The following is a 17,282-nucleotide window of genomic DNA, read 5'->3' on the forward strand; positions in this document are numbered from 1 at the left end:
GACCCCGGCGCCCGGTTTACAATAGGTGGATGAATACCCCCCTTCCGATTGTCCGCCTCAAGAATGCGTGGCGTTCCAGCCACCCGTGGATCTTCCAGAAACTGGTCGAGAAGCCGACCGTCCGGCCCAAGCCCGGTTCCATCGTCGACGTCGTCGGCATCGATGGTGAGTTCATTGGCCGCGGGTTCTACAACGGGCACTCGCGCATCGCCGTGCGCATCCTCGAAACCGATCAGAACGTGCCGGTGGATGCCGGCTGGTTCTCGCGCAAGATCGCCCAGGCGGTGTCGCTGCGCCGTGAGGTGCTCAAGCTCGATGCGGTCTCCGATGCCTGGCGCGTGGTGCACAGCGAAGGCGACGGCCTGTCCGGCCTGGTGGTCGACCGCTACGGTGATCTGGTGGTGGTCGAGTTCTTCGCCGCCGGCATGTTCCGCCATCGCGAGTGGATCTACGACGCCCTGCGCGAGCAGTTCCCGGGCTGTCGCTTCCACAGCTTCGCCGACGAGCACGTGCAGAAGCAGGAAAGTTTCGACTTCCACGGCAACACCACCACCGAAGCGTCGGTGATCACCGAGTACGGCATCAAGTTCCGCGCCGACCCGGCCGGTGCGCACAAGACCGGTTTCTTTGCCGACCAGCGCGAGAACCGCGAATGGCTGAGCCAGCAGGTGGAAGGTAAGAGCGTACTCGACCTGTGCTGCAACACCGGCGGTTTTGCCGTGTACGCGGCGGCGCGTGGTGCTTCGGAAGTGATCGGCATCGACATCGACGAGGATGTGATCCAGATCGCCAAGGGCAATTCGCGCCTGAACAACGTGCGCCCGAAGTTCGTCCAGTCCGACATCTTCCCGTGGCTGCGCGACGCCGCCAACCGCGGTGAGCAGTACGACGTGGTGATCCTGGACCCGGCGAAGATGACCCGCGACCGCGACCAGGTCATCACCGCGCTGAAGAAGTACCTGGACATGAACAAGCTGGCGCTGGGCGTGGTCAAGCCGGGCGGTCTGTTCGCCACCTTCTCGTGCACCGGCCTGGTGGCCGAGGATCAGTTCCTCGACATGCTGCGCCGCGCGGCGTACTTCTCCGGCCGCACGATCCAGATCCTGAAGGTCGCTGGTGCGGGTCCGGACCATCCGTTCATGGCCCACGTGCAGGAATCGCGCTACCTGAAGGCTGTGTTCTGCCGCGTGGTGGATTGACCGCGGGACGCTGTAGAGCCGAGCCCATGCTCGGCTGATCTGCCTGACAGCCTCAAGATCCGCCGGGCGTGGCCCGGCGCTACCCAATGCGTGGCCGCAGCGCTATGGTCGGGCTCTTCCCATTGCCGGTGAGAGCCCATGCCATCGTTGCGCCACCTGTCCGTCGTGCTTGCCCTGGCGCTGTGCGCGCCGCTGTCGGCTCATGCCATCGAGTTCAGCGCACAGGAACTGGCCCGCGCCAAGGCCCTGCAGCAGCGCCTGGTCACCCTCGACAGCCATCTGGATACGCCGGCCAATTTCGGCCGCAGCGGCTTCGACATCGAGCAGCGCCACGACCGCAACGCGCTCTCGCAGGTGGACTACCCGCGCATGGTCGAAGGCGCGCTGGACGGCGGTTTCTGGGCGATCTACACCGACCAGGGCGACCGCACCGCCGCCGCCCATCTGGCCGAGCGTGACCACGGCCTGCAGCGGCTGCTGGAGATCCGCGAAATGCTGGCCGCCAATCCCGAGCGTTTCGCGCTGGCATTGACCGCCGATGACGCGGCGCGGATCAAGGCTGCCGGCAAGCGCGTGGTCTACATCAGCATGGAAAACGCCAGCCCGCTGGTGGAAGACCCTAGCCTGCTCTCGTTCTATCACCGCGCCGGCCTGCGCCTGCTCAGTACCGTGCACTTCGCCAACAACGAGTTCGCCGATTCGGCCACCGATCCCAAGGGCGCGGAATGGAAAGGCCTGAGCCCGGCCGGCAAGGAGCTGGTGCGGCAGGCGGTGAAGCTGGGCATCGTAATCGACCAGTCACATGCATCGGATGCGGTGTTCGACGATCTGCTGGCAATGATGCCGGTACCGTTCGTGCTGTCGCACAGCTCGGCCAAGGCGGTCTACGACCACCCGCGCAATCTCGACGACGCGCGCCTGCGCAAGCTGGCCAAGGCCGGCGGCGTGATCCAGGTGAATGCCTATGGCGGTTACCTGATCGACACCGCAAAGACGCCCGAGCGCAAGCAGGCCGAGGAAGCGCTGAGCAAACAGCTGGGTGGCTGGGAAGGCATGGGCATCGAACAGGGCGTTGCCCTGCTGAAGGCCGAGCAGGCGCTGGACCACGAGCATCCAGTGCGCCATGCCAGCCTGGACGATTTCTTCGCCCACTTCGAGCACATCCTCAAGGTGGTCGGCCCCGAGCACGTGGGCATTGGCCTGGACTGGGATGGCGGCGGCGGCCTGAGTGACCTGCCCGATGTCAGCCAGCTGCCGAAGATCACCGCGTGGCTGCTGCGCAAGGGCTATACCGAGAAGCAGATTGCCGGCATCTGGGGCGGCAACCTGCTGCGGGTGATGCGCCAGGCGCAGGAGTACGCCGCTGCTCCGTAGAGTCGAGCGGTGCTCGACTCTACAGAGGGGCGCCGGGCCATGCCCGGCGGCGCCCTTATTTCGCGATCAGCGCGTGGCGACGGCTGTACAGGAAGTACAGCACCAGGCCGGCCACGTTCCACAGCAGGAAGTACAGCTGGGTGGTATGCGGCAGGCTGATGAACAGGTAGATGCAGCCCAGCGCGGCCAGCGGGCCGACCACGAAGGCCAGCGGCGTACGGAACGTGCGTTCGCGGTTGGGCTCGCGCAGGCGCAGCACCACCAGGCAGATGCCTACCGCAGTGAACGCGGCCAGGGTACCGGCGTTGGCCAGTGCGGCGATCTCGTCCAGGCGGGCGACACCGGCCAGCGCCGACACCACCACCGCAGTGAACAGCGTGGTCGCCACCGGCGTGCCGGTACGTGCATTCACCTTGGACAGGCGACGCGGCAGCAGGCCATCGCGGCTCATCACGAAGAAGATGCGGCTCTGGCCGTACAGGAAGGCCAACAGCACGGTCGGCAGGGCGATGATCGCGATCACGCCGATCACCATCGCCGCGGTCGGATGGCCCAGCTGGCGCATGATCAGGGCCAGCGGCTCGGCGCTGTGGCCGAACACCGCGTAGCTCATCGCACCCACGGCGGCCAGCGCCACCAGCACGTAGACGATGGTGCAGCCGATCATCGAACCGATGATGCCGATCGACAGGTCGCGGCCCGGGTTCTTGGTTTCCTCGGCGGCGGTGGAGATCGCATCGAAGCCGTAGAAGGCGAAGAAGATGATGGCCGCTGCCGCCATCACGCCGTGCTCGACGCCATCAGGGCCCATCGACTTGGCGAAACCGTAGGGCATGAACGGCTGCAGGTTGGCGCTGTCGAACGCAGGCAGGGCCACGGCCACGAAGATGGCCAGCGCGATCAGCTTGAACACCACCAGGATGGCGTTGAGCGTCGCGCTCTCCTTGGTGCCGGCCATCAGCATGCCGGCCACCAGCCAGGTGATGATGATCGCCGGCAGATTGATCATGCCGCCTTCCACATGCGGGCCGGCCGCCAGCCAGGCCGGCAGGTGCACGTTCCAGCCGAACTGGGTATGGACCCATTCGAGGAAGCCGACGAAGTAGCCGGACCAGCCCACCGCCACCGTACTCACCACCAGCGAGTACTCCAGGATCAGGCTCCAGCCCACCACCCAGGCAAACACCTCGCCCAGCGCGCTGTAGCTGTAGGTGTAGGCACTGCCGGCGGCCGGCATCATCGTCGACAGCTCGGCGTAGGACAGCGCCGCACAGGCGCAGACCGCACCGGCGATGGCGAAGGAGATCAGCACGGCCGGGCCGGCCAGGTTGGCACCCACGCCGATCAGCGTATAGATGCCGGTACCGACGATGGCGCCGATGCCCAGCGCGATCAGGTGCGGCCAGCTGAGCGTGGGGATCAGGCGCCTGCCGGCTTCGTGGACGGTGACGGAATCTAGGGACTTGCGCCGGAACAGGGACATGCAGGCCTCGGAAGGGGTGACTAAGAACGACAAGTTCCCGAGTGTGACCGAACGCAGCGCAGCATTACCACTGACGGGGGTCATGCAGGGCGGGGCGCGCGCTGCGCCCCGGCCAGGCTGCCGGAATCGGCACAATCCGGCGGCAGCCACCGGTGTGCATTGGTCCCGGCCGCTGCTACGACTGGATGTTGGCCATGCCGCTGACCGAATAGCGCTCACCGGCCGCGGCATGCGGCGGGAAGGCCGCATCCAGTGCGTCCAGCGTGGCCGCATCCAGTTCCACCTGCAGCGCACCGAGGTTCTCGTCCAGCCGTACCCGCCGCGTCGTGCCCGGAATCGGCACGATGTGCTCGCCGCGCGACAGCACCCAGGCCAGCGCCAGCTGCGAGGCGGCGATGCCGCGCTCGGCGGCCAGCGTCTGTACGGTGTCCACCAGTGCAAGGTTGCGCTGGAAGTTTTCGCCTTCGAAGCGGGGCGAGGTGCGCCGGTAATCGTCGGCGTCGAAGTCGTCCGGGCTGCGGATGGCGCCGGTCAGGAAGCCACGGCCCAGCGGCGAATACGGCACGAAGCCGATGCCCAGTTCCGCCGTGGTGGCCAGCACTCCGTTCTGCTCCGGATCGCGCGACCACAGCGAGTACTCGCTCTGCACCGCCGTGATCGGGTGGACCGCATGGGCACGGCGGAGGGTGGCCGCCGAGGCCTCGGACAGGCCCAGCCAGCGCACCTTGCCCTGTTCCACCAGGCGTGCCATCGCACCTACGGTGTCCTCGATCGGCACGGTCGGGTCGACGCGGTGCTGGTAGTACAGGTCGATGTGGTCCACGCCCAGGCGGCGCAGGCTGGCCTCGCAGGCGGCCTGCACATAGTCCGGGTGGACGTTGACCGGCCGCCCCTTCGGGTCGGTCGGGTCCAGGCCGATACCGAACTTGCTGGCCAGGAACACCTGGTTGCGGCGGCCGGCAATCGCGCGGCCGACCAGCACCTCGTTGGTGTGCGGGCCATACACATCGGCGGTGTCGAGCAGGGTCACGCCCCGGTCCAGCGCGTGCCGGATGACGGCAATGCCGTCATCGTCACTGCCGCGGCCGCCGTAGTAGGCGCTCATTCCCATGCAGCCCAGGCCAAGGGGGGACACGGTGGGGCCGGCGCGGCCGAGAGTACGGGTCTTCATGCGGATCTCCTTGGGGAAGGCGCCACGCCTGGAGGGGCAGCGGCGAGGGGCACAGCATCCTCCACGTCATCATGTGGATAAACTGCGTGCCACCGGACTTACCTTGAAGACTGGCTTCACAATGGATGCCTCCGTCCCCCTCACCGCTGTGGTCGCCTTCGTCCACGTGGCCGAGCACGCCAGCTTTACCCGCGCCGCCGATGCCCTGGGCGTGTCGACCTCGGCGCTGTCGCAGAGCGTGCGCGCGCTGGAAGCGCGGATGGGCGTGCGCCTGCTGCAGCGGACCACACGGCGGGTCAGCCTGACCGAACACGGCGCGCGCTTCCTGCAGCGCGTGCGCGGCGGCCTGGACCAGATCGACCAAGCCTTTGCCGAACTGGACAGCGCGCGCTCGGTGCCTGCCGGGCGGCTGCGTGTGACCCTGCCGCGCATCGTCGCCGATCGCATGGTCCTGCCGCGGCTGCCCGATTTCCTTGCGCGCTACCCGCAGGTGCAGGTGGAACTGTGCGTCGACCCGGCGCTGACCGATCTGGTGGCCGAGGGCTTCGACGCCGGCATCCGCCTCGGCGAATCACTCGCACAGGGCATGATCGCGGTGCCGGTCGGGCCACCTGAGCGCCAGGTGGTGGTGGCCACGCCGGCCTATTTCGAACGCCATGGCGTGCCGCAGACCCCGCATGACCTGCAGCGCCACGCCTGCATCGTGCACCGCTTGGCCAATGGCCGGCTGATGCCCTGGGAGTTCAGCCGCGAAGGCCACGACCTGGACGTGGAAGTGAGCGGGCGGCTGGTGTTCAACGATGCCGGCGTCGCCCATCACGCTGTGCTGGCGGGGCTGGGCATGGCCCAGGGGTTCGCTTCGCTGATGGCCGACGACATCGCCGCTGGGCGACTGCAGAGCGTGCTGCAGGACTGGCAGCCGCCGTTCCCCGGCTTCCACCTGTACTACCCCGCGCGTGAGCAGATGGCGCCCAAGCTGCGGGTGTTCATCGACCACCTGCGCGCGGAGATGCACGACCGGTAGATGCCAACCTTGGTTGGCATGCTTCAATCGACCACGCGCGCCGCTACGCCTCCCGGCCAATGGCAGCCATCCTCGTGCCACGCCTCGACGTCCTCGTTGAACTCGATACGTCGCCCGTCGCGGGCGCGCTCGTAGCTGAAACCGTAGACGTGCGCGCCCTGGGTGCTCAGGTAGTAGCGCCCATTGAGGCGGCCACCGATGCGTTCTTCCCAGACGCTGTCGAACTGGTACGGGCGGTCTTCGGCCAGCACCGTCGTTTCCTGCGACACCTGTTGCAGTTGCAGGCGGCCTCGCTGCCCGGCGTACTGCACGTCGGCGCTGCCATCGTCCAGCCAGCGCCACAGCAGGTGGATGCCGTCGTTGCGGCCCCCGGTGAGGCAGCGATGGTCCTGCACGCTGGCCGCTGCGGTGTCGGCCAGAAGCCCGATGAACACCAGCACCAGCAGCCGCCGGATCATCCGTTCAGCCCCAACCGGATGCCGAACCCAACCAGGAACAGGCCGGCCACGCGGCGCAGCGCATCGCTGATCCGCGGGTGCTGGATCAACCGGCGACGGGCCAGGTTGCCCACACCGATCAGCATCGAGCAGTAGCCGATGCTGACCACCAGGATGATGCCGGCCAGTGCCGCGAAGGTGGCGATGCCCTGGTGTGCCTTCGGATCGATGAACAACGGCAGGAAGGCCATGTAGAACAGGATCGCCTTCGGGTTGAGCAGGCTGACCAGGATCGCCTGCTGGAAGTAGCGGCCCGGCTGCATGCGGATCGGCCCGGCGTCACCCCCCTCGTGTTTCGGCGTGCGCAGCAGGCTGATGCCCACCCACACCAGGTAGGCCGCACCCAGGTACTGCACGGCGTGGAACACCAGTGGGTTGGCCTTCAGCAGTGCGGCCACACCGGCCAGCGCCAGCCACATCAGGATCTGGTCGCCGACCAGCAGGCCGGCCAGCGCGGTGTAGCCGCCACGCACGCCGCCCCGGCCGGTGGCGGTCAGCAGGGTGAAGGTGCCGGGGCCGGGCAGGGCGAGAAACACCAGCACAGCGACCAGAAACGTCCACAGGTCCTGGATGCCCATCCACGGCATGGCGGCGTTCTCTCTTACGGGGGGCCGCCATTGTCGGCCAGTGCTGCACTTGGCGACAGGGGGCTGGCGAGGCCATCGGGCATGCCAGACAGCAGCGGTTGCAGGTGCTGGCGCAGCTGCGCATGCAGTTGCCGTACCGCTGGCGAGAACTGCTTGCGGTGCGGGCATACCAGCTGCAGCGGGATGCTGCTGCCAACACCGTCCAGCAGCAGCTGCAGGCGCCCGGCCAGCACGTCCTCGCGCAGGTCCAGCCAGGACTTGTAGGTGATGCCTTCGCCGGCCACCGCCCAGCGTCGCACTACATCGGCGTCGTCGCAGACCAGCGGACCGCGCACCGGAATCACGCTGCGGCGCCCGTCGACCTCGAACGACCAGCGATCGTAGGCGCGGCCACTGAGCTGGTAGACCAGGCAATCGTGCTCACGCAGCTCGTCCAGGCGGGTGGGCGTACCGCGCCGCTGCAGGTAGCCGGGCGAGGCCGCGAGTACGCGCCGGTTGCCTTCCAGCAGGGGCAGGGCGACGTAGTTGGCGTCGTCGAAGTGGCCGATGCGGATGGCCACGTCGACCGGGTCGCGGAACACATCAGCCACTTCGTCGGACAGGCGCAGGTGCAGGCGCAGCCGCGGGTGCGCGGCGCGGAAGGCGCTCAGCCAGGGCAGCAGCAGGTTGCGGCCGAGGTCCGAGGGCGCCGACAGCTGCAGGGTGCCGTGCAGCTCGGTGTCCTCGCCCTGCACGCGCGCCTGGCCCTCGCGCAGGGTGGCCAGCACCTCCTGCGCGTACGGCAGGTACAGCGCGCCCTCGCCGGTCAGGCGCAGGCTGCGGGTGGTGCGCACGAACAGGCGCAGGTCCAGCTCGCGTTCCAGCCGCGCCACGGCAGCAGCGACCTGGCCGGGTAACAGATCAGCCTCGCGGGCGGCCTGCGAGAAGCTGCCCAGCGCGGCCGTGCGGACGAACAACTGCAGGTCGTCGAAGCGGATCATCTTCATTGCCGGAGTGAAAGTGCTGCCTGATTCTGCGCCTTTCTGAGCGGCCGTGCGCGGCGCAACCTGTCCACTCCTTCCCCACTGGACCGCTGCCATGCGCGCCATTGCCTACACCCACGCCGGCCTGCCGATCGACGACGCCCGGGCCCTGATCGACATCGAACTGGAACTGCCGCAGCCCGGCCCGCGCGACCTGCGGGTGGCGGTGCGTGCCGTGGCGGTGAACCCGGTCGACACCAAGGTCCGCCGCGGCGTGGCCACCGACGGCCCGCGCGTGCTGGGCTGGGACGCGGTCGGCATCGTCGATGCGGTGGGCAGCGAAGTGACCCTGTTCCAGCCCGGCGATGCGGTCTACTACGCCGGCGTGATCGACCGGCCGGGCAGCAATGCCGAATACCAGCTGGTGGACGAGCGCAGCGTCGGCCGCAAGCCGGCCAGTCTCGACGATGCGGCCGCCGCAGCGTTGCCGCTGACCGCGATCACCGCCTGGGAGCTGCTGTTCGACCGTCTGCGTATTCCCGAGGGCGGTGGCGAGGGCCAGGCCCTGCTGGTGATCGGTGCTGCCGGTGGTGTCGGTTCGATCCTGGTGCAGCTGGCGCGGAAGCTGACCAAGCTGACCGTGATCGGCACCGCTTCGCGTCCGGATACCCAGGACTGGGTCTACGCGATGGGCGCGCACCACGTGATCGACCACAGCCTGCCGCTGGCCGAGGGCCTGGCACGGCTCGGCATCAGCGAGGTGCAGCACGTGGCCAGCCTGACCCACTCCGACCAGCACTACGCGCAGATCGTGGAGCTGCTGGCGCCGCAGGGCCAGCTCGGCCTGATCGATGACCCGGGCCAGGTGGATGTGATGGCGCTCAAGCGCAAGGCGCTGTCACTGCACTGGGAATCGATGTTCACCCGGCCGCTGTACCGCACCGCCGACATGCAGCGCCAGCACGATCTGTTGAACCGGGTGGCCGAGCTGATCGACACGGGCGTGCTGCAGACCACCCTGGGCGAGCATTTCGGACGCATCGACGCAGCCAACCTGCGCCGTGCCCATGCGCTGCTGGAGAGCCATCGCGCCAAGGGCAAGATCGTGCTGGAAGGCTGGTAGGAGCAGACGCTGTCTGTAGAGCCGGGCCCACGCTCGGCTGCCGTTCGCGCGTGGGCGTCAGCCGAGCATAGGCTCGGCTCTACGGAGCTTCATCCACGCATGGCGTGGATCAGCCGTGTCGACCAGGGTCGACACCTACCAACAGCTGCGGGAACCACGGCTCACGCCACGCCGTTGTCGACGTGTTTGGCGAAACCGGGCTGCTCTCGCAGGCGCTCGAACCATGCGACGAGGTGGGGCAGCGCGGGCTTGCTGCCCGGCGTGCTGCGCCAGCGTTGGGTCGACAGCCCCAGCACGATATCTGCAAGGGTGAAGGTGCTGCCCGCCACGTAGGCATCGGTGGCGGCCAGCTGGGCGTCAAGCACACCCATCAGCCGGTTCCACTGCGCCAGGCTGGCCTCGGCGCGGGCATCGTCCGGGTAGTCCGGATGCTGGCGTACGCGCGCCATGAACACGTGGCGCCAGGCGCTGTTGAGGTCGCTGGCCTGCCAGTCCATCCACTGCTCCACCCGGGCCCGGTCCTTCGCTGCAGGTGGCAGCAGATCCTCGCGACCGGCGCGTGCGGCCAGGTAGCGGCAGATGCTGTTGGATTCCCACAGCACGAAGTCGCCATCGCGCAGCACTGGCACCTGCCGGTTGGGGTTCAGCGCGGCCAGCAGGTCCGGCGGGGGGGCCGGTTCGTGGTGCAGGGGCAAGTCCAGACCGGCGCACAGCCACAGCACCTTGCGCACATTGATGGAGGTGGGCTTTCCGTACAGAGCGAGCATGGTCCTGACGCAGCAGCTGAGACTCGGCCAGCCTACACTTGCCCCATGCAAACCGAATATCTGCTCATTGGCGGTCTTCTATTGGCCGTGCTCATCCTGCAGCTGGTCGCCCTGCTGCGCCGCCCGCCGCACGACCGCCTGGAGCAGGCGGTGCGGGAGGAGGCGCGCGCCGGGCGCAGCGAACTGCGCGAACAGCTCGATGGCTTCGCCCGCGCGCTGACCGATCTGTCCACCCGCACCGACCAGCGCCTGGACCTGCTGCGCGAAGCGCTGGGCGAAGATGCCCGAAAGGCGCGCGCCGAAGCGGCCGAGAGCCAGCAGAGGGGCGCGGCGTTGATGGGACAGCGGCTGCAGGAACTGCGGGGCCAGCTGGAGACCTTCGGCCAGCAGCAGGAAGCGCGCATCCATGCGTTTGGCCAGCAGCTGCAGGAGCTCACCGGGCGTACCGATACCCAGCTCGGCGCGCTGCGCCAGACCCTGGTGGACGATGCACGCAAGGGCCGCGAGGAGGGCGCGCAGTCGCAGCAGCGCCTGACCGAAAGCCTTGGCCTGCGCCTGCAGGAACTGACCCAGCGCAACGAGCAGCGCATCGCCGAGATGCGCACGACGCTGGAAGAACAGCTGCGCGCGCTGCAGAACGACAACGCGCAGAAGCTGGAGCAGATGCGCCACACCGTGGACGAGAAGCTGCAGTCCACGCTGGAAACGCGGCTCGGCAATTCCTTCAAGCTGGTCTCCGAGCGCCTGGAACAGGTGCAGCGTGGCCTCGGCGAAATGCAGCAGCTGGCCACCGGCGTCGGCGACCTCAAGCGCGTGCTGACCAACGTCAAGAACCGTGGCAGCTGGGGTGAAGTACAGCTGGAGAACATCCTCGAGCAGACGCTCACCCAGGAGCAGTACGCGCGTGCGGTGAAGGTGCGCCCGGATAGTGGCGAGATGGTCGATATCGCCGTGCGCCTGCCGGGCCGCAGCAGCGACGACACGCCGGTGTGGTTGCCGATCGACTCCAAGTTCCCGCGCGAGGACTACGAGCGCCTGCTGGACGCGCAGGAACAGGGAGACGCCGAGGGTGTGCGCCTGCAGGGCATCCAGCTTGAACGCGCGGTGCGCGTGCAGGCCAAGTCGATCTGCGACAAGTACATCGCGCCGCCGCACACCACCGACTTCGCGGTGATGTTCCTGCCCACCGAGGGCCTGTATGCCGAAGTGATCCGGCGCCCGGGCCTGGTCGACCTGCTGCAGCGCGAGCACCGCGTGGTGGTGGCCGGCCCGACCACGGTCACCGCGCTGCTCAACAGCCTGCAGATGGGCTTCCGCACGCTGGCCATCGAGCAGCGTTCCAGCGAGGTGTGGAGCCTGCTGGGTGCGGTGAAGAGCGAGTTCGGCAAGTTCGCCGGCATCCTCGAAAAGGCCGAGAAGCAGATCACCACGGTGGGTCGCAGCATCGGCGAGGCCAGCCGCAAGACCCGCACCATCGAACGGCGCCTGCGTGGCGTGGAGTCGCTGGCGTCCGAACAGGCACAGTCGTTGCTCGGCGATCTGGCCGAGGGTGATGCGGCCGCCGAGGACGAGGGCAGTGAAGGCGACGGCGACGAGGCCTGAGCCACGCTGACACGCCGCCTGCATCGCCGATGCGTATGCTGGCGGCCTGTCCGCTTCGATCAGGTATCGTCATGCGCCTGCGCCGCTTCACCAGCCTAGTCCTGACCGCGCTGCTTGCCGCCTGCAGCAGCACACCACCGGCTGCCGATACGGCGGCGGCATCCGCCGCAGCCACCAGCCCCGAAGCGGCCGAGGCGTACCGCGAAGCGCGCGACGTCGACTGCCAGGCCGCTGGCGGCACCCTGCAGCGGCTGGGCCGGCTGCAGCGCGAACAGTGCGTGATTCCTTACGCCGACGCCGGCAAGGCCTGCAGCCGCAAGAGCGACTGCATGGGCCAGTGCCTGGCCGGCGGCGAGGTGACTGTCGGCAGCGTCGCCACCGGGACCTGCCAGCGTGATGTGCGCCAGAACTTCGGATGCCGCCAGCGCATTGATGAGGGCAAGGCGCAGGGCACGATCTGCGTGGATTGAATCCTGCCTGTAGAGCCGAGCCCACGCTCGGCTGCTGTGGCATCAGCCGAGCGTGGGTTCGGCTCTACAACCGCGCGCGCGGCGCTATGCTGGTGGGCCATTCCCCGCTGTTGCCGGAGCCCCCGCGTGAGCACCCCGATCCAGGACATTTCCCTCACCACCATCGACGGCAAGCCGTCCTCGCTTGCCGACTACCAGGGCAAGGTGCTGCTGCTGGTCAACGTCGCCTCCAAGTGCGGCCTCACTCCGCAGTACGAAGGCCTGCAGGCGCTGTATGCGGAAAAGCACGCGCAGGGCCTGGAAGTGCTGGGCTTCCCCGCCAACAACTTCCTCGGCCAGGAGCCGGGCAGCGAGGCGGAGATCCAGCAGTTCTGCCAGCTCACCTACGATGTCAGTTTCCCGATGTTCTCCAAGATCAGCGTGGCCGGTGATGACACCCACCCGCTGTACCAGCAGCTGACCGCCGCCCAGCCGCAGTCGATCGGCGAAGGCCCGCTGCGTGAGCGCCTGGCGAGCAAGGAGATTCCGATCCACGCAGCACCGGCGGTGCTGTGGAACTTCGAGAAGTTCCTGGTTGGCCGCGACGGCAAGGTCATCGCGCGCTTCGCCCCGGACGTGGCTGCCGATGACGCGCGCCTGCGCGAAGCCATCGAGGCCGCGCTGGCGGCCTGAGGAAAGCGTGCCAACCAGGGTTGGCACCTACCGGAAAAGAAAAACCCCGCCGAGGCGGGGTTTTTTCATGCACGGGCTGCAGCGGTCAGTTGCTCCAGTTCGGCATCGGCATGGCATCGACCGGGATCGGCGAATTGGCATCGTCGTGGCCACGGTCGCGCTTGCTGCGCAGATCGTTCTCGATCTGGTAGTTGCGGCGCTGCATCCACGCATCGCGTACCAGCGAGTACTCGTCCACGGCGGTGTCACGCAGGTTGTCGATCGCCAGCAGCTGCGCGCGGGTATCGACCAGCTGCAGGCCCTGCAGGCCGATGCGGATCTTGTCCTCTTCGATACGGCGGATCGGCGACAGCGGAATGTCACCGGCCAGGCCGAACACATCACGCACGGTACGCGGGCCGAAGAACGGCAGTTCCACGTAGCGCGAACGACGCCAGCCCCAGGCACCCAGGGTCTGGCCGAAGTCCTCATTGCGACGCGGTACCATCGCCTTGCTGGCCGGATCGAACAGGCCGCCGATACCCAGCGTGCTGTTCATCAGGAAGCGGCCGAGGCTGTCCCACGCATCGGCGCCGCGGCCCTGCAGCAGCTGGTTGGTGATGGTCACCGGTGCGCGCAGGTTGCTGAAGAAGTTGCTGACGCCGGTGCGGGCGAAGCGTGGCACCACGTGGGTGTAGGCCGTGGCCAGCGGGCGCGCGATGCCGCGGTCAACCGCGTTGTTGAAGGTGTGCACCTTGCGGTTGAACGGTTCCCACGGATCGTAGGCCGCCGCGCTGCCGGTGTTGCCGGCACCACCATAGAGGGCATCGAAGTCTTCATCACCACCGGGGGCGGTCGCCGCTGCGGCCCTGGCCGCATCGGTGTCGGCGCTGCGGGCCGGTGCGGATGGTGGCGTGGCCGGTGCAGGTGCGGCAACCACGGCTGCGGCCGGCGCGGCATCGACCGTAGCGGCATCGGCGGTGGGGGCGGAGGCCTCGGCGATGGTGCTGGCCGGGACTACGGTACTGGCTGCCGGTGCATCGCTGCGTGCGGGCTTGCCGGCGCAGGCGGTCAGGGCGGTGGCCAGGACGATCAGGGGGAAAGTGCGTACGACGTTCATGTCAGCTCGCAGCAGAAGTAGCGTTGAAATCCAGGTCGGGCGACAGCCGGTAGGCTGCGCTCAGCTCGTTGTAGCCGGCCGGCGCGCCGGAGACTGCCAGCGGGTGACCGCTCTTGCGCGCGCGTGCGGCAAGTTCGGCCAGCAGCGCCAGGCCGGCGCTGTCCACGCGTTCGACCTCACCCAGCTCCAGCCGTGACAGCTTCGCCGGCAGGGCCTGCAGCTGCGGCCACAGCGCGATCACCGCGGCACGGTCGAGCACCCCGCGCAGGCGCAGGGTGTCGCCTTCCAGCAGCGCCAGTGCGTTACTTGCCATTGCCCGCGGGCCCGGCCTGCATGCTGCCGCTGTGCAGTTCGTTGGCCACCTGCTTGATGCCCTTCTGGCGCAGCGGGGTATCGAACTGGTTGCGGAAGGTCTGCACGTAGGAAATGCCTTCGATGTTGACGTCGAAGATCTTCCACTGGCCATTCACGTTGCGCATCCAGTACTCGACCGGGGTCGGCTCGTTGCCGGCACGCACCAGTTCGGTGCTCACGCGCACGCCACGATTGCCCGGCAGCGGGCTTTCACCCTTCAGGCGGAAGCTCGGCTTGCCCTGGATGTTGAGCAGGGTCGAGCCGTAGCGCTGCATCAGGCTGTCGGCCATGGCATCGGCAAACAGCTTGATGTCGGCGTCGGAGGCGCCGCGGGCGTGCGGGCCCAGCACCAGGCGCGCGGCGTAGTCGCGGTCGAAGGTGCGGGTCAGCTCGCTGTCAATGTAGCTGCGCAGGCTGGCCGGGTTGCTGGTGAACTCGCTCTTGCGCTGCTGCAGCGTGGACAGGATGCGGCTGCTGGCATCGATCACCACCTTGCCGGCCTGGCTCTGCGTTGCGGCAGCGGCAGGCGCGGCGGCCTGGGCCTGGGCCAGGAACGGGGTGGCCGCCAGCAGCGCCGAGGCGAGCAGGGCCGGAATCAGTTTCATCTTCATGGTTGCGGTTCCGTTGCAGGCGCCTGCGCGCCATCGTTGGGCTTCTGAGCAGCGCCGCCACCGGCGCCGCCACTGAACATGTACTTGCCGACCAGCTGGATCAGGTCCACTGCCGGCTGGGTGAAGACGATCTCGTCGCCGGCCTTCAGCACGTCCGGATCACCGCCCGGCTGCAGACCGATATAGCTCTCGCCGAGCAAACCACTGGTGAAGATGCCGGCCGAGGTGTCCGCCGGCAGGTCCTTGACCTTGCTGTCCATGCGCAGGGTCACGATCGATTCGAACTTCACCGGGTCCAGGTCGATCGACGCGACCTGGCCGACGGTGACGCCGCCGATCTTCACCGGCGCCTGCTTGCGCAGCTGGCCGACCTGGGAGAAGCGCGCCTTCAGGTCATAGCCTTCACTGCCCCAGCTCCAGCGCTGGTTGGTCGAGGCCACGGCCAGCACCATCAGCGAGGCCAGGGCCAGCAGCAGGAAAGCGCCGACGGAGAATTCGAGTCTGGGACCGCGGATGGCCATGTGGATTACCTGATCGAGTCGTGGTGGCCGCGCGCGCCTGCGCACCGCCGGTGGAGGGGTTAGGTGAACAACATTGCCGACAGCACGAAGTTGAACATCAGTACCAGCAGCGAGGCGTTGACCACCGCACGGGTGGTCGCCACCGAAGTGCCTTCAATGGTCGGCTCGGCATGGAAACCAACGTAGGCAGCGACCAGCGCGGCAGTGCCGCCAAAGATCGCCGACTTCAGCATTGCCACGCCGAAGTCGTCCCAGAAGTCCACGCTGTTGCGCAGCGCCGACCAGAACACCCCGTTGTCCAGGCCCAGCACGTGCACGGCTTCGAAGTAGCTGGCGCTGATCGCCAGCGAACAGAAGATGCCGGTCAGCAACGGCACAGTCAGCACCGCCGCCCAGAAGCGCGGCGCCACCGCCTTGGCTACCGGATCGATCGCCATCAGCTCCAGCGCCTTGATCTGGTCGGTGGCACGCATCAGGCCCAGTTCGGCGGCGATCGAACTGCCGGCGCGACCGATGAACAGCAGCGCGGTCAGCACCGGTGCCAGCTCGCGGTACAGCGACAGGCCGAGCAGGGTCGACAGCGCGTCGGCCGCGCCGAAGGTGGTCAGCGTGCGGTAGCCCTGCAGGGTCAGCACCAGGCCGACGAAGGCACCGCCGACGGCGATGATCGGCAGCGAGCGCGCGCCGATCTTGTAGATCTCGCGGGTCAGCTCGGCCAGGAAATCACGCGTGGGCAGCGAACCGCGCAGCACGGTCAGCGAGAACAGGCCGGCGCGGCCAAGCGAGCGGGTGGCTTGGACGAACGGCATCAGGCAACCCTCGCGCGTGGCGCGGCATCGAACGGAATCGGGCCATCGGGCTGGCCGTGCAGGAACTGCTGCAGCAGCGGGTCCTGGCTGGACTGCAGTGCCTCGGGCGTGCCCTGGAACACGATGCCGCCATTGGCGATCGCGATCACCTGGTCGCAGATCGGCAGGGTCTCGTGCACGTGGTGGCTGACGATGATGCTGGTCAGGCCCAGGCTGTGGTTGAGGCGCTGGATCAGGCTCATGATCACCCCCGAGGCGATCGGGTCCAGCCCGGTCAGCGGCTCGTCGTAGATCATCAGCGGCGGGTCCAGCGCCAGTGCACGGGCCAGCGCCACACGGCGCGCCATGCCACCGGACAGCTCGCGCGGCCAGGCATCGGCGGCGGCCAGCAGGCCCACCGCATGCAGCTTCATCTGCACCAGCCGGCGCAGCACGGCGGTCGGCAGGCGGGTGTGCGTGCGCAGCGGCAGGGCGACGTTCTCGGCCACGGTGAGGTCGGTCAGCAGGCCGTTGCCCTGCAACAGCACGCCCACGCTCTTGCGCATTTCCAGCAGCGCGCCGCTGTCATGCGGGATCGGCTTGCCGAACAGGGTGACCTCGCCGGCGACCGGGCGCAGTTCGCCGGTCAGCGCCGCCAGCAGGGTCGACTTGCCGCTGCCGGACGGACCGAGCACCGCGGTGATGCTGCCCTTGGGCACCTGCAGCGACACGTCGCGCAGGATCGTGCGTCCGCTCCGGTCGATGCGGACGTTGGATAACTGCACCAGACTGGAGGAGGAAGCCGACATGGGCACCATTAACGTTTTTTAGACATCGAAGGATCGGGCCCGTCGGCTGAACATAAGCAGACTGGACGGTCCAGTATTGTTGCACGGCAAGGCCTCGCGCAGGCCGGGACAATCGCCCGGCAGCCCGGAACAATCCGTACCGGCGATGGGCTGACCATTGAATACTGCC

At 68.0% G+C, this 17,282-nt stretch carries 19 protein-coding genes; 7 read left to right on the forward strand and 12 right to left on the reverse strand.

Annotation, left to right across the window (positions count from 1 at the left end; all coding sequences use genetic code 11):
- Positions 1-29: 29 nt before the first annotated feature.
- Both RI032_RS08895 and RI032_RS08900 read left to right on the forward strand, forming a co-directional pair.
- Positions 30-1,199 (forward strand): class I SAM-dependent rRNA methyltransferase, encoded by a 1,170-nt coding sequence (locus RI032_RS08895; protein ID WP_057503113.1) that lies wholly within the window; start codon positions 30-32, stop codon positions 1,197-1,199.
- Between the two features lie 138 nt (positions 1,200-1,337).
- Positions 1,338-2,573 carry a dipeptidase gene (locus tag RI032_RS08900; RefSeq protein ID WP_322548155.1) on the forward strand — a complete coding sequence of 412 codons (1,236 nt, stop codon included), beginning with the start codon at positions 1,338-1,340 and terminating at the stop codon, positions 2,571-2,573.
- Between the two features lie 55 nt (positions 2,574-2,628).
- On the opposite strand, the gene RI032_RS08905 is transcribed toward RI032_RS08900, so the two are convergent.
- Positions 2,629-4,056: an amino acid permease gene (locus tag RI032_RS08905; RefSeq protein ID WP_010487453.1), complete on the reverse strand. Its 1,428-nt coding sequence runs from the start codon at positions 4,054-4,056 to the stop codon at positions 2,629-2,631.
- 175 nt (positions 4,057-4,231) lie between these two features.
- Positions 4,232-5,227 carry an aldo/keto reductase gene (locus RI032_RS08910; RefSeq protein WP_322548156.1) on the reverse strand — a complete coding sequence of 332 codons (996 nt, stop codon included), beginning with the start codon at positions 5,225-5,227 and terminating at the stop codon, positions 4,232-4,234.
- A gap of 121 nt (positions 5,228-5,348) precedes the next feature.
- On the opposite strand from RI032_RS08910, the gene RI032_RS08915 reads away from it, so the two are divergent.
- A complete protein-coding gene (locus RI032_RS08915; protein ID WP_057503111.1) occupies positions 5,349-6,251 on the forward strand; it encodes a LysR family transcriptional regulator in 903 nt (300 codons plus the stop codon).
- A 23-nt stretch (positions 6,252-6,274) separates the two neighbouring features.
- On the opposite strand, the gene RI032_RS08920 is transcribed toward RI032_RS08915, so the two are convergent.
- The 3 genes from RI032_RS08920 to RI032_RS08930 are packed head-to-tail and all read right to left on the reverse strand — an operon-like array spanning position 6,275 to position 8,321.
- Positions 6,275-6,709: a hypothetical protein gene (locus RI032_RS08920; protein ID WP_010487459.1), complete on the reverse strand. Its 435-nt coding sequence runs from the start codon at positions 6,707-6,709 to the stop codon at positions 6,275-6,277.
- Complete coding sequence (leuE, locus tag RI032_RS08925; protein WP_010487461.1) at positions 6,706-7,335, reverse strand: leucine efflux protein LeuE; 630 nt, start codon at positions 7,333-7,335, stop codon at positions 6,706-6,708. Before leuE ends, RI032_RS08920 begins: the two co-directional genes overlap by 4 nt.
- A 14-nt stretch (positions 7,336-7,349) precedes the next feature.
- Positions 7,350-8,321: a LysR family transcriptional regulator gene (locus RI032_RS08930; protein WP_057503110.1), complete on the reverse strand. Its 972-nt coding sequence runs from the start codon at positions 8,319-8,321 to the stop codon at positions 7,350-7,352.
- A 91-nt stretch (positions 8,322-8,412) separates the two neighbouring features.
- On the opposite strand from RI032_RS08930, the gene RI032_RS08935 reads away from it, so the two are divergent.
- Positions 8,413-9,420, forward strand: coding sequence for a zinc-binding alcohol dehydrogenase family protein (locus RI032_RS08935; RefSeq protein WP_010487464.1), 1,008 nt, complete (start codon positions 8,413-8,415; stop codon positions 9,418-9,420).
- A 161-nt stretch (positions 9,421-9,581) separates the two neighbouring features.
- Here RI032_RS08935 and RI032_RS08940 read toward each other — a convergent pair whose 3' ends face one another.
- Entirely contained in the window at positions 9,582-10,187 is a 606-nt protein-coding gene (locus tag RI032_RS08940; RefSeq protein WP_322548157.1) for a glutathione S-transferase family protein, read from the reverse strand.
- Positions 10,188-10,232: 45 nt separating this feature from the next.
- On the opposite strand from RI032_RS08940, the gene RI032_RS08945 reads away from it, so the two are divergent.
- The 3 genes from RI032_RS08945 to RI032_RS08955 all read left to right on the forward strand — a co-directional run bounded on the left by RI032_RS08945 (position 10,233) and on the right by RI032_RS08955 (position 12,931).
- Entirely contained in the window at positions 10,233-11,789 is a 1,557-nt protein-coding gene (locus RI032_RS08945) for a DNA recombination protein RmuC (RefSeq protein ID WP_029380156.1), read from the forward strand.
- Between the two features lie 71 nt (positions 11,790-11,860).
- Positions 11,861-12,259 (forward strand): hypothetical protein, encoded by a 399-nt coding sequence (locus tag RI032_RS08950; protein ID WP_053443764.1) that lies wholly within the window; start codon positions 11,861-11,863, stop codon positions 12,257-12,259.
- A 126-nt stretch (positions 12,260-12,385) separates the two neighbouring features.
- The gene (locus RI032_RS08955; protein WP_053443763.1) at positions 12,386-12,931 is read left to right on the forward strand and encodes a glutathione peroxidase; all 546 of its coding nucleotides are present in this window, start codon (positions 12,386-12,388) and stop codon (positions 12,929-12,931) included.
- A gap of 85 nt (positions 12,932-13,016) precedes the next feature.
- Here RI032_RS08955 and RI032_RS08960 read toward each other — a convergent pair whose 3' ends face one another.
- From RI032_RS08960 to RI032_RS08985, 6 genes are read right to left on the reverse strand one after another with little or no spacing between them, the layout of a single operon-like run.
- Positions 13,017-14,030, reverse strand: coding sequence for an MlaA family lipoprotein (locus RI032_RS08960; protein WP_109814697.1), 1,014 nt, complete (start codon positions 14,028-14,030; stop codon positions 13,017-13,019).
- A gap of 1 nt (position 14,031) precedes the next feature.
- Positions 14,032-14,343 carry an STAS domain-containing protein gene (locus tag RI032_RS08965; protein WP_032128488.1) on the reverse strand — a complete coding sequence of 104 codons (312 nt, stop codon included), beginning with the start codon at positions 14,341-14,343 and terminating at the stop codon, positions 14,032-14,034.
- Entirely contained in the window at positions 14,333-14,995 is a 663-nt protein-coding gene (locus RI032_RS08970; RefSeq protein WP_010487479.1) for an MlaC/ttg2D family ABC transporter substrate-binding protein, read from the reverse strand. Before RI032_RS08970 ends, RI032_RS08965 begins: the two co-directional genes overlap by 11 nt.
- Positions 14,992-15,516: an outer membrane lipid asymmetry maintenance protein MlaD gene (gene mlaD, locus RI032_RS08975; RefSeq protein WP_010487482.1), complete on the reverse strand. Its 525-nt coding sequence runs from the start codon at positions 15,514-15,516 to the stop codon at positions 14,992-14,994. The genes RI032_RS08970 and mlaD overlap by 4 nt, the downstream gene beginning before the upstream one ends.
- A gap of 59 nt (positions 15,517-15,575) precedes the next feature.
- Positions 15,576-16,325 carry an MlaE family lipid ABC transporter permease subunit gene (locus RI032_RS08980; protein WP_005414955.1) on the reverse strand — a complete coding sequence of 250 codons (750 nt, stop codon included), beginning with the start codon at positions 16,323-16,325 and terminating at the stop codon, positions 15,576-15,578.
- The gene (locus tag RI032_RS08985; protein WP_322548158.1) at positions 16,325-17,113 is read right to left on the reverse strand and encodes an ABC transporter ATP-binding protein; all 789 of its coding nucleotides are present in this window, start codon (positions 17,111-17,113) and stop codon (positions 16,325-16,327) included. The genes RI032_RS08980 and RI032_RS08985 overlap by 1 nt, the downstream gene beginning before the upstream one ends.
- Positions 17,114-17,282 lie beyond the last annotated feature (169 nt).

The sequence above is a fragment of the Stenotrophomonas geniculata genome, assembly GCF_034508895.1.
In the GTDB taxonomy this organism is placed as follows: domain Bacteria; phylum Pseudomonadota; class Gammaproteobacteria; order Xanthomonadales; family Xanthomonadaceae; genus Stenotrophomonas; species Stenotrophomonas geniculata.

Bases quoted from the DNA above. Each gene is read 5' to 3' on its own strand.
- RI032_RS08950 (WP_053443764.1), top strand. From the start codon at position 11,861: ATGCGCCTGCGCCGCTTCACCAGCCTAGTCCTGACCGCGCTGCTTGCC.
- RI032_RS08960 (WP_109814697.1), bottom strand. From the start codon at position 14,030: ATGAACGTCGTACGCACTTTCCCCCTGATCGTCCTGGCCACCGCCCTG.
- RI032_RS08940 (WP_322548157.1), bottom strand. From the start codon at position 10,187: ATGCTCGCTCTGTACGGAAAGCCCACCTCCATCAATGTGCGCAAGGTG.
- mlaD (WP_010487482.1), bottom strand. From the start codon at position 15,516: ATGGCCATCCGCGGTCCCAGACTCGAATTCTCCGTCGGCGCTTTCCTG.
- RI032_RS08900 (WP_322548155.1), top strand. From the start codon at position 1,338: ATGCCATCGTTGCGCCACCTGTCCGTCGTGCTTGCCCTGGCGCTGTGC.
- RI032_RS08910 (WP_322548156.1), bottom strand. From the start codon at position 5,227: ATGAAGACCCGTACTCTCGGCCGCGCCGGCCCCACCGTGTCCCCCCTT.
- RI032_RS08965 (WP_032128488.1), bottom strand. From the start codon at position 14,343: ATGGCAAGTAACGCACTGGCGCTGCTGGAAGGCGACACCCTGCGCCTG.
- leuE (WP_010487461.1), bottom strand. From the start codon at position 7,335: ATGCCGTGGATGGGCATCCAGGACCTGTGGACGTTTCTGGTCGCTGTG.
- RI032_RS08945 (WP_029380156.1), top strand. From the start codon at position 10,233: ATGCAAACCGAATATCTGCTCATTGGCGGTCTTCTATTGGCCGTGCTC.
- RI032_RS08970 (WP_010487479.1), bottom strand. From the start codon at position 14,995: ATGAAGATGAAACTGATTCCGGCCCTGCTCGCCTCGGCGCTGCTGGCG.
- RI032_RS08915 (WP_057503111.1), top strand. From the start codon at position 5,349: ATGGATGCCTCCGTCCCCCTCACCGCTGTGGTCGCCTTCGTCCACGTG.
- RI032_RS08930 (WP_057503110.1), bottom strand. From the start codon at position 8,321: ATGAAGATGATCCGCTTCGACGACCTGCAGTTGTTCGTCCGCACGGCC.
- RI032_RS08905 (WP_010487453.1), bottom strand. From the start codon at position 4,056: ATGTCCCTGTTCCGGCGCAAGTCCCTAGATTCCGTCACCGTCCACGAA.
- RI032_RS08985 (WP_322548158.1), bottom strand. From the start codon at position 17,113: ATGTCGGCTTCCTCCTCCAGTCTGGTGCAGTTATCCAACGTCCGCATC.
- RI032_RS08980 (WP_005414955.1), bottom strand. From the start codon at position 16,325: ATGCCGTTCGTCCAAGCCACCCGCTCGCTTGGCCGCGCCGGCCTGTTC.
- RI032_RS08920 (WP_010487459.1), bottom strand. From the start codon at position 6,709: ATGATCCGGCGGCTGCTGGTGCTGGTGTTCATCGGGCTTCTGGCCGAC.
- RI032_RS08935 (WP_010487464.1), top strand. From the start codon at position 8,413: ATGCGCGCCATTGCCTACACCCACGCCGGCCTGCCGATCGACGACGCC.
- RI032_RS08895 (WP_057503113.1), top strand. From the start codon at position 30: ATGAATACCCCCCTTCCGATTGTCCGCCTCAAGAATGCGTGGCGTTCC.